Here is an 8,901-nt window from a genome sequence, read left to right on the forward strand (position 1 = left end):
TGGGCATCCTCGGCGGCATGAGCTGGGAGTCGACCCAGCATCTGTATGCGCTGATCAACCGCGGCGTGGCGGCGCGCCTGGGGGGCCTGCACAGCGCCCGGTTGGTGCTGCACAGTGTCGACTTTGCGCCGATAGCCGCGATGCAATCAGCCGGCCACTGGGCCGAAGCGGCGCGTGTGCTGGGCGTCGCCGCGACGGGCTTGAAGAGCGCCGGCGCCGAGGCCTTGTTGATCGCGACCAACACCATGCACCTCGTCGCCAGCGAGATCGAGCAGGCCGCGGGCTTGCCGGTGCTGCACATCGTCGACGCGACCGCCGAGGCCCTGCGCGCGGCCGGCGTGCGGCGCGCCGGCCTGCTGGCCACCCGCTTCACGATGGAGCAGGCTTTCTACCGCGACCGCATGCGCGAGCGCTTCGACATCGAGCTGATCGTGCCCGACGAAGCCAGTCGCGCCGAGTTGCACCGCCTCATTTACGAGGAGCTGTGCCGCGGCCGCTTCGAGCCGGCCTCGCGCGAGGTGCTGCGTGCCCAGGTCGCGGCGCTGGCTGAACGTGGCGCCCAGGCCGCCATCCTCGGCTGCACAGAGCTTGGCCTGCTGCTGCCGGCGGGCAGCGCTGCCGCCTTGCCCCTGTTCGATTCCACCGACTTGCAGGCCCGCGCCGCGGTCGACTGGATGCTAGGCTGACTGCTTTGAAATCCCACGTAACCACCATGACCACCGTCTGGACCCAAGCGCGCCGCGCCACGCGGATGAACCCGTCCATCATTCGCGAGATCCTCAAGGTCACCGAGAAGCCGGGCGTGCTGTCCATGGCCGGCGGCCTGCCCAGCGCCGACACCTTCCCGGTCAATGAACTGAAGGCGGCCTGCGACCGTGTGTTGTCGCAAGCGCCGCGCGAGGCCCTGCAGTACGCCGCCAGCGAGGGCTATGCGCCGCTGCGCGAGTGGGTGGCCGCGCGAGTCGCTTCGCTCGGCATGACGGTCAAGCCTGACCAGGTGCTGATCACCAGTGGCTCGCAGCAGGGCCTGGACCTGGTGGGCAAGATCCTCTGCGATGCCGGTGCGCCGGTAGCCGTCGAGACGCCGACCTACCTCGGCGCGCTGCAGGCCTTCACGCCCTTCGAGCCGATCTTCGCCAGCCTGGCCAGCGACGATCAGGGCCCACGCCCGGAGGCTATTCGCGCCCTGCCGCATGACGCGCCGGGCACGCGCTTCAGCTATCTGCTGCCCAACTACCAGAACCCGACCGGCCGCGTCATGGGCGCCCAGCGCCGCGTCGACGTCGTCGAAGCCTCGCGCCGGGCCGGCGTGCCCATCGTCGAGGACAACCCCTATGGCGACCTCTGGTTCGACGAGCCGCCGCCCGATGCGCTGTCCAGCCTCTGGCCCGAGGGCTCGCTCTATCTGGGCTCCTTCTCCAAGGTGTTGACGCCGGGCTTCCGCCTGGGCTACTTGATCGCCCCGCCCGAGCTCTACCCCAAGCTGCTGCAGGCCAAGCAGGCGGCCGACCTGCACACGCCCGGCTTCAACCAGCGCGTCGTCCATGAGGTCATCCGCAACGGCTTCCTGGACAGCCACATTCCCACCATCCGTGCGCTCTACAAGACCAATCGCGACGCGATGGCCGCGGCGCTGCGCGACTACCTGCCGCCGGGTTGTGACTACCTGTCCCCCAAGGGCGGCATGTTCTTCTGGATCCGCCTGCCCGCGGGCCTGGACGCGATGGCCCTGCTGCCGCAGGCGGTGGAGGCTGGCATCGCCTTCGTCCCCGGCGCGGCCTTCTATGCCCACCAGCCCGACCCGCGCACCCTGCGCCTGTCCTTCGTCACGCTGACGCCCGAGCTGATCCGCGAGGGCGTCGAGAAGCTCGGCCGCCTGCTGCACGAGGCGCTGGCGCTGGCCGTGGAAACCGCGCCCTGATGACGCGGCGCGAGGGCTATCGCCTCAGCTTTGCGCCCGAGGACATCGACGCGGGGGCTGCGCATGCATTTCTGGTGGGGGCATATTGGTCGGAAGGCATCCCGCTGGCGCTGGTCGAGCGCTCGATCGCGAACTCGCTGTGCATTGCGCTGCATGCCGATGGCCAAGGCCAGGTGGGCTTCGCCCGCGTCGTGACGGACCGGGCGACCTTTGCCTATCTGTGCGATGTCTATGTGCTTGACGGGCATCGCGGCCGGGGGCTGGCGAACTGGATGGTCCAGACGCTGCTGGCCCACGCCGACCTGCAGGGCTTGCGCCGATTCATGCTCTTCACCCGCGACGCCCACGCCGTCTACACCGGCCACGGCTTCCAGCCGCTGGCCAACCCGCAACGCGGTATGGAAATCGTCCGTCCCAATCTCTATCTGAAGCCATGACTCAATTGCGCCGCTTTGCCCAGGTCGATGTCTTCACCGCCACGCCGCTGAAGGGCAATGCACTCGCGGTCGTCATCGACGGTGGGGGCCTGTCCGACGCCGAGATGGCCGAATTCGCGCGCTGGACCAATTTGTCCGAGACGACCTTCCTGCTGGCGCCCACCGACCCGGCCGCCGACTACCGCGTGCGCATCTTCACGCCCGGCGGCGAGCTCCCCTTTGCCGGCCACCCGACCCTGGGCAGCGCCCACGCCTTCCTGGCCAGCGGCGGTGATGCGAAGAAGCCCGGCGAGGTGGTGCAGCAATGCGCCATCGGTCTGGTGCGCGTCAAGCGCGACGGGGCTCGGGTGGCCTTTGCCGCGCCGCCGCTCAAGCGCAGCGGCGAAGTTGGCGCGACGGAGAGGGCGCAGGCCATTGCTGCGCTGCGCATCGCGCCCGAGGCGCTGCTGGATCTGGTCTGGGTCGACAACGGCCCGGGCTGGATGGCCGCCCGCCTGGCCGACGCCGCCAGCGTGCTGGCGCTGCGACCGGACTTCATCGCCATGCAGGGGCTCAAGCTCGGCGTCGTTGGCGCCCACCCGGCCGGCGGAGAGTGCCAGTTCGAGGTGCGCGCCTTTGTGCCCGACCTCGGCATCCCGGAAGACCCGGTCACCGGCAGCCTCAACGCCGGTCTGGCGCTGTGGCTGCAGGACTCGGGTCTGGCCGGCGCCAGCTATGTCGCGGCCCAGGGCGCCGCACTCGGCCGCGCCGGCCGCGTGCATGTGCTACGCGACGCCGAGGGCACGTGGATAGGCGGCGATGTGACGCCGCTGATCCATGGCCAGGTGAGGCTGTGATGAAGACCGAGGACCTGTTTCGTGAGGACGCCACGCTGCTGGCCTGCGACGCCGTCGTCACCGCGCAAGTGGAGGGCGGGGTGCTGCTCGACCGCACCGTCTGCTACCCCCTCGGTGGCGGCCAGGCGGGCGACGCCGGCTGGTTGATTGCTGGCGAGCAACGCTGGCGCGTGACCGACACGCGCAAGAGCAAAGCCCACCCCGAGGCCATCGTCCATCTCGTCCAAGGCGAACTGCCATCGGTCGGCGCGGCGGTGCGCGTCGAGGTGGATGCCGGGCGCCGCGACGCTCATCGGCGCTTCCACACGGCGACCAATTTGCTCTGCGCGCTGTTGCCCTATCCGGTCGATGGCTGCTCCATCACCGAGACCTATGCGCGGCTGGACTTCCATACCGATGAGCCTTTCGACAAGGAGGCCATCCAGGCCGGACTGAATCGCCTGGTGGCCGAGGCGCATCCCGTCGGGCACCGCTGGATCAGCGAAGACGAGCTTGACGCCAACCCCGGCCTGGTCAGATCCATGAGCGTCCAGCCGCCACGCGGGCTGGGGCGCATCCGGGTGTTGGAGGTGGATGGCGTGGACCTGCAGCCGTGCGGCGGCACGCATGTTTCCAACACTGCCGAGATTGGTGCTGTGGTCGTGACCAAGATTGAGAAGAAGAGCGCCAAGACCCGCAGGGTCGTGCTGGGCTTCGCTGGCTAAACTTCGCGGCCTATGGTCGGCCCCGACATCCAGCTCATCACGCCCGAGTCCGCCCAGGACTGGCAAGAAACTCGGCTCATCCTGCGCGAGTACGCCGCCAGCCTGGACATTGATCTCGACTTCCAGGGCTTCGAAGAGGAACTTGCCGCACTGCCCGGCGCCTATGCGCCACCGGGCGGCCTGCTGCTGTTGGCGACCGTTGACGGCGCGATTGCCGGCAGCGGCGCCTTCCGTCCGCTGCCCGACGCCGATTACGCGAACGCCTGCGAAATGAAGCGCCTGTTCGTGCGCCCGGCCTTCCGCCGCTTCGGCCTGGGCCGCATCCTGGCTCAGGCGCTGATGGACCGTGCCACCGAGGCGGGCTACTCCAGCATGCTGCTCGACACGCTCGACGACATGGAAGCCGCACGCGGCTTGTACGAAAGCCTCGGCTTCGTCGAGGTGCCGCCGTTCTATTTCAATCCCATCCCCGGCGCCCACTATCTGAAGGCCGAGTTGGGCGCCTTCCGGCCGAGTTACTTCGGATAACCGCCTAGAGTGCCGGGATGGCCCTCGAAGATATCCAGCCCCTCGGCTCCCACCGCTGCCTGCTCGGCGAATCTCCGCTGTGGCATCCCACCGAGCAAGCGCTCTACGCCGTCGACATCCCTGGTCGTCAGGTGCTGCGCTGGCGCGAAGGCGCCGACGCGCCGGACATGTGGCCACAGGACGCCGAGCCCGGCTGCATCGCGGCGCGCGCCGGTGGCGGCCTGTTCGTCGCGCGGCGCGACGGCCTGTGGACGCTGGACGCGGCGACCGGCTCGCAGAAGCTGCTCAGCCCACCGCCCTACGACGCGACCCGGCTGCGCTTCAATGACGGCAAGGTCGACCCGGCAGGGCGCTTTTGGATCGGCAGCATCTCCGACGCGCGCGAGCCCGAGGCCGTGCTCTATTGCTTCGACGGCGGGGTCTTCGCCGCCGTGGTGCCGGGCCTGACGACCTCAAACGGCCTGGCCTGGAGCCCCGATGGGCGCCGCGTGCACTGGTCCGACACCAAGGCACACCGCGTCTACGCTGCAGATTTCGACGTGCGCACGGGTGCGTTGTCCTCGCCGCGCGTGTTCGCCGAGTTCAAGCAGCGCACGCCGGGCGACCACTACGGCGGTCGCCCCGACGGCGCCGCGATGGACGCCGAAGGCTGCTATTGGGCCGCGATGTTCGAAGGCAGGAGCCTGGTGCGCCTTGCGCCCAGCGGCGAGGTCGTGCAGCGGCTCGAACTGCCGGTGACTTGCCCGACGATGCCGACCTTTGGCGGCCCCGACCTGCGCACCCTCTACATCACGACGGCACGTGAGAAGCGCCCCGCCGATGAACTCGAGCGCGAGCCGCTGGCCGGCGCGGTGCTGCGGCTGCGCGTCGAGGTGCCGGGTCTGCCGGCCGTCGAGTCGACCCGTTAGCAGGCCGGCTGCCGGCGTCCCGGCGGCAGGCCGCCAGCGCCAGCACTTTGGAAAGTACGGGTTTCCACATATACTCCCGTGGTTTTGCCGGCCGGCATTTGGGCTGGCGCCGTCACCCTTTCAAGCGCCGACATGACCGCCCCCCAGCACCGTCCTGCCAGCACTTGGGAAGATGAAGCGCCTGATTCCGTGCCCGCGCCGCCCTGGACCGCGCAGCAGGTAAAAGCCCTGGTGGCGCGAGACAAGCCCGTGTCGCCTTGGCGCATCGTGGCCCTCCAGGCGGTGGTCGGCGGCTTGTTGGCGTTGGCATGGTGGCTGTTTGGCACCGCGCCTGCGCAACAGGTGCGCGCCACGGTCTGGGGCGCGGCCGCGGTGGTCTTGCCCCACGCCTTGATGGCCTGGGGTCTGCGCCACCAGGCCGCACAGGCTCAGGCCGCGTTCCTGTCGTTCCTCGTGTGGGAACTGGTCAAGGTGGGCTGCGCTGTTGTCATCCTGGTGGCAGCGGCGTGGTGGGTACGGGATCTGAGCTGGCCAGCATTGCTGGTCGCGCTGGTCGCGTGCTTGAAAGTGCATGTGTGGGCCTGGTGGATGTTCACGAGGCCCGGTCAGAGAACAACCTGAGTCAAAGACGACGACGATGAGCAGCGAACAGCACGCGCCCAGCGCCGGTGAGTACATCACTCACCACTTGCAGCATCTGCAAAAGAACTTCTCGTTCGAGAGCGTGAAGCAGACCAGCATCGTCGACTTCAGCCTGTTCAACCTGGACTCGCTGGTGTTCTCGTCGTCGCTGGGCCTGCTTGGCGTGTTCCTGCTGTGGCTGGGCGTGCGCAAGGCGACGTCCGGCGTGCCGGGCCGCTTCCAGGCAGCCGTCGAGATCCTGTTCGAGACGATCGACAACCAAGCCAAGGGTGTCATCCACAGCGCCCAGAGCCGTCGGTTCGTCGGCCCGCTGGCGTTGATGGTGTTCGTCTGGATCTTCCTGATGAATTTCATGGACATGATCCCGGTCGACACCCTGCCGCAGATCTGGCACACCGCCGGCCCGGCGCTGGGCTTCAAGGACTATCTGCGCGTCGTGCCGACGGCCGACCTGTCCACCACGCTCGGCATGAGCACCTTCGTGCTGTTGCTGTGCCTGTACTACAACATCAAGATCAAGGGCCTGGGCGGCTGGGGCCACGAGTTGATCGCCGCGCCGTTCGGCAATCACTGGGCGCTGTGGCCGTTCAACTTCGCCATGCAGATGATCGAGTTCGTGGCCAAGACCGTGTCCCACGGCATGCGGCTGTTCGGCAACATGTTTGCCGGTGAGCTCGTCTTCATGCTGATCGCGCTGATGGGCGGCGCGTTCGCGATGAGCGTGACGGGCTGGGGCCTGGCCTTCGGCCACGTCATCGCCGGCACGATCTGGACGCTGTTCCACATCCTTGTGATCGTGTTGCAGGCCTTCATCTTCATGATGCTCACGCTGATCTACATCGGTCAGGCGCACGACCATCACTGATCGCTGATCGCTGTTTTTCCTTCCTCCCTTTCCCTTTCCTTTACTGTCTCTAGGAGATTTCAAATGAACGACATCCTCGGTCTGGTTGCTCTGGCTTGCGGCATCATCGTGGGCCTCGGCGCTGTCGGCGCTTCGATCGGCATCGCATTGATGGGCGGCAAGTTCCTGGAGTCTTCGGCCCGCCAGCCGGAACTGATGAACCAGCTCCAAACCAAGATGTTCATCCTGGCCGGCCTGATCGACGCGGCCTTCCTGATCGGCGTTGCGATCGCCCTGTTGTTCGCCTTCGCCAACCCGTTCGCCGCCACCTTCCTGGCTACTGTCGCGCGCTGATCACGACTGCCTTTCACGCTTGAAAGGAGATAAGCCGTGAACATCAACGCAACACTGTGGATCCAGTGGATCCCGTTTGCGATCCTCGCGTGGGTGACCGCCCAATTCATCTGGCCGGTCATTGCCAAGGCGCTCGACGAGCGCGCCGCCAAGATCGCTGACGGGCTGGCTGCGGCCGACCGCGCGAAGACGGAGCTTGCATCCGCCAACAAGGCGGTGGAAGCGCAACTCGCGCAGACGCGTACCGACTCGACCCGGCTGCTGGGCGACGCTGAGAAGCGCGCTGCGGCCATCGTCGAGGAGGCGAAGAGGCGTGCCGAGGACGAAGCGGCCAAGATCGTCGCGCAGGCCAAGGCCGATGCTGACCAGCAGGTCGTGCGGGCCCGTGAGGCGCTGCGCGAGCAGGTCGCCGCGCTGGCCGTCAAGGGCGCCGAAGCCATCTTGCGCAAGGAAGTCGACGCCGGCGTCCACGCCGAGTTGCTGACGCGTCTGAAGCAGGAGCTCTGAGCATGGCCGAACTCGCCACCATTGCACGCCCGTACGCCGAGGCGCTGTTCCAGGTCGCCCGCAACGCTGATCTGGCTGCCTGGCGCGGTCAGCTCGACACGCTGGCCGCCGTGGCGGGTGACGCCGCGCTGCGCCAGTTCGCCGACAACCCGAAGGCATCGGCCGACCAGGTCGCCGGCGTGGCTGCCGAGGCTGCTGAGAAGCAGCTCGGCCAGCCGCTGCTGCCCGGCGTGCGCAACTTCCTGCAGACGGTGGTCGAGAACCGCCGGCTGGACGCGCTGCCCGCAGCGGTTGCGCAGTTCCACGTGCTGGCCAGCGCGGCGCTTGGCGCTGCTGAAGCCACCGTGGAAAGCGCCTTCCCGCTCAATGCTGCCCAGGTCGCCGAGCTGACCGAGGTGCTCGAGAAGCGCTTCGGCTGCAAGCTGACGCTGGACGTGCGGGTCGATGCCTCGCTGATCGGTGGCGTGCGCGCCACGGTGGGCGACGAAGTGCTCGACACGTCCGTGCGCGCCCGCCTTGAGCGGATGAAGACCGCCCTGATTGCCTAAACATCCAACCCCCTGGCCCCGGCCGGGGTGGAGACCGACATGCAACTGAACCCTGCAGAAATTTCTGAACTGATCAAGAGCCGCATCGAGGGTCTGACCCCGAGCGCCGACATCCGCAACCAGGGCACCGTCGTGTCGGTGTCGGATGGCATCATCCGCGTCCACGGCCTCTCGGACGTGATGCAGGGCGAGATGCTCGAATTCGAGGCCGCGCCGGATGGCACGCCGACCTTCGGTCTGGCGCTGAATCTGGAGCGCGATTCGGTCGGCGCCGTGATTCTGGGCGCCTACGAACACCTTTCGGAAGGCCAGACCGTCAAGTGCACGGGCCGCATCCTGGAAGTGCCGGTCGGCCCCGAGCTGATCGGTCGCGTCGTCAACGCGCTGGGTCAGCCGATCGACGGCAAGGGCCCGATCAACGCCAAGATGACCGACGTCATCGAGAAGGTCGCCCCGGGCGTGATCGCCCGCAAGTCGGTCGACCAACCCGTGCAGACCGGCCTGAAGTCCATCGACTCCATGGTGCCGGTCGGCCGGGGCCAGCGCGAACTGATCATTGGTGACCGTCAGACGGGCAAGACCGCCGTCGCCATCGACGCGATCATCAACCAGAAGGGTCAGAACATGACCTGCGTCTACGTCGCCATCGGCCAGAAGGCGTCGTCGATCAAG

The 8,901-nt window shown here is 67.7% G+C and carries 12 protein-coding genes and 1 pseudogene; all 13 read left to right on the plus strand.

The features are described from left to right. Positions 1–686 (plus strand): aspartate/glutamate racemase family protein (locus ACT6S0_RS24510; RefSeq protein ID WP_444766376.1); only part of this gene is annotated, 686 nt, incomplete at its 5' end. A 26-nt stretch (positions 687–712) separates the two neighbouring features. Continuing rightward, positions 713–1,921: an aminotransferase-like domain-containing protein gene (locus tag ACT6S0_RS24515; protein WP_444766377.1), complete on the plus strand. Its 1,209-nt coding sequence runs from the start codon at positions 713–715 to the stop codon at positions 1,919–1,921. Further along, positions 1,921–2,358: a GNAT family N-acetyltransferase gene (locus tag ACT6S0_RS24520; protein WP_444766378.1), complete on the plus strand. Its 438-nt coding sequence runs from the start codon at positions 1,921–1,923 to the stop codon at positions 2,356–2,358. The genes ACT6S0_RS24515 and ACT6S0_RS24520 overlap by 1 nt, the downstream gene beginning before the upstream one ends. After that, positions 2,355–3,194 (plus strand): PhzF family phenazine biosynthesis protein, encoded by an 840-nt coding sequence (locus tag ACT6S0_RS24525; RefSeq protein WP_444766379.1) that lies wholly within the window; start codon positions 2,355–2,357, stop codon positions 3,192–3,194. Before ACT6S0_RS24520 ends, ACT6S0_RS24525 begins: the two co-directional genes overlap by 4 nt. Then, the gene (locus tag ACT6S0_RS24530) at positions 3,194–3,898 is read left to right on the plus strand and encodes an alanyl-tRNA editing protein (RefSeq protein ID WP_444766380.1); all 705 of its coding nucleotides are present in this window, start codon (positions 3,194–3,196) and stop codon (positions 3,896–3,898) included. The genes ACT6S0_RS24525 and ACT6S0_RS24530 overlap by 1 nt, the downstream gene beginning before the upstream one ends. Positions 3,899–3,910: 12 nt before the next feature. Beyond that, entirely contained in the window at positions 3,911–4,426 is a 516-nt protein-coding gene (locus tag ACT6S0_RS24535; RefSeq protein WP_444766381.1) for a GNAT family N-acetyltransferase, read from the plus strand. Positions 4,427–4,443: 17 nt separating this feature from the next. Continuing rightward, the gene (locus tag ACT6S0_RS24540) at positions 4,444–5,334 is read left to right on the plus strand and encodes an SMP-30/gluconolactonase/LRE family protein (protein ID WP_444766382.1); all 891 of its coding nucleotides are present in this window, start codon (positions 4,444–4,446) and stop codon (positions 5,332–5,334) included. 132 nt (positions 5,335–5,466) lie between these two features. Continuing rightward, on the plus strand, positions 5,467–5,955 hold the full coding sequence (locus ACT6S0_RS24545) for an ATP synthase subunit I (RefSeq protein WP_444766383.1): 489 nt from the start codon (positions 5,467–5,469) through the stop codon (positions 5,953–5,955). Between the two features lie 16 nt (positions 5,956–5,971). Then, a complete protein-coding gene (atpB, locus tag ACT6S0_RS24550; RefSeq protein ID WP_444766384.1) occupies positions 5,972–6,841 on the plus strand; it encodes a F0F1 ATP synthase subunit A in 870 nt (289 codons plus the stop codon). Between the two features lie 63 nt (positions 6,842–6,904). Further along, positions 6,905–7,174: a F0F1 ATP synthase subunit C gene (gene atpE, locus ACT6S0_RS24555; protein ID WP_444766385.1), complete on the plus strand. Its 270-nt coding sequence runs from the start codon at positions 6,905–6,907 to the stop codon at positions 7,172–7,174. A 36-nt stretch (positions 7,175–7,210) separates the two neighbouring features. Then, complete coding sequence (locus ACT6S0_RS24560) at positions 7,211–7,681, plus strand: F0F1 ATP synthase subunit B (RefSeq protein WP_444766386.1); 471 nt, start codon at positions 7,211–7,213, stop codon at positions 7,679–7,681. Positions 7,682–7,683: 2 nt separating this feature from the next. Then, complete coding sequence (locus ACT6S0_RS24565) at positions 7,684–8,229, plus strand: F0F1 ATP synthase subunit delta (protein ID WP_444766387.1); 546 nt, start codon at positions 7,684–7,686, stop codon at positions 8,227–8,229. Positions 8,230–8,268: 39 nt separating this feature from the next. Continuing rightward, positions 8,269–8,901, plus strand: a pseudogene (locus tag ACT6S0_RS24570) (F0F1 ATP synthase subunit alpha); the annotation flags it as partial.

The sequence above is a fragment of the Roseateles sp. genome, from assembly GCF_052436255.1.
In the GTDB taxonomy this organism is placed as follows: domain Bacteria; phylum Pseudomonadota; class Gammaproteobacteria; order Burkholderiales; family Burkholderiaceae_C; genus Pelomonas.

Bases quoted from the DNA above. Each gene is read 5' to 3' on its own strand.
- ACT6S0_RS24515 (WP_444766377.1), top strand. From the start codon at position 713: ATGACCACCGTCTGGACCCAAGCGCGCCGCGCCACGCGGATGAACCCG.
- ACT6S0_RS24520 (WP_444766378.1), top strand. From the start codon at position 1,921: ATGACGCGGCGCGAGGGCTATCGCCTCAGCTTTGCGCCCGAGGACATC.
- ACT6S0_RS24525 (WP_444766379.1), top strand. From the start codon at position 2,355: ATGACTCAATTGCGCCGCTTTGCCCAGGTCGATGTCTTCACCGCCACG.
- ACT6S0_RS24530 (WP_444766380.1), top strand. From the start codon at position 3,194: ATGAAGACCGAGGACCTGTTTCGTGAGGACGCCACGCTGCTGGCCTGC.
- ACT6S0_RS24535 (WP_444766381.1), top strand. From the start codon at position 3,911: ATGGTCGGCCCCGACATCCAGCTCATCACGCCCGAGTCCGCCCAGGAC.
- ACT6S0_RS24540 (WP_444766382.1), top strand. From the start codon at position 4,444: ATGGCCCTCGAAGATATCCAGCCCCTCGGCTCCCACCGCTGCCTGCTC.
- ACT6S0_RS24545 (WP_444766383.1), top strand. From the start codon at position 5,467: ATGACCGCCCCCCAGCACCGTCCTGCCAGCACTTGGGAAGATGAAGCG.
- atpB (WP_444766384.1), top strand. From the start codon at position 5,972: ATGAGCAGCGAACAGCACGCGCCCAGCGCCGGTGAGTACATCACTCAC.
- atpE (WP_444766385.1), top strand. From the start codon at position 6,905: ATGAACGACATCCTCGGTCTGGTTGCTCTGGCTTGCGGCATCATCGTG.
- ACT6S0_RS24565 (WP_444766387.1), top strand. From the start codon at position 7,684: ATGGCCGAACTCGCCACCATTGCACGCCCGTACGCCGAGGCGCTGTTC.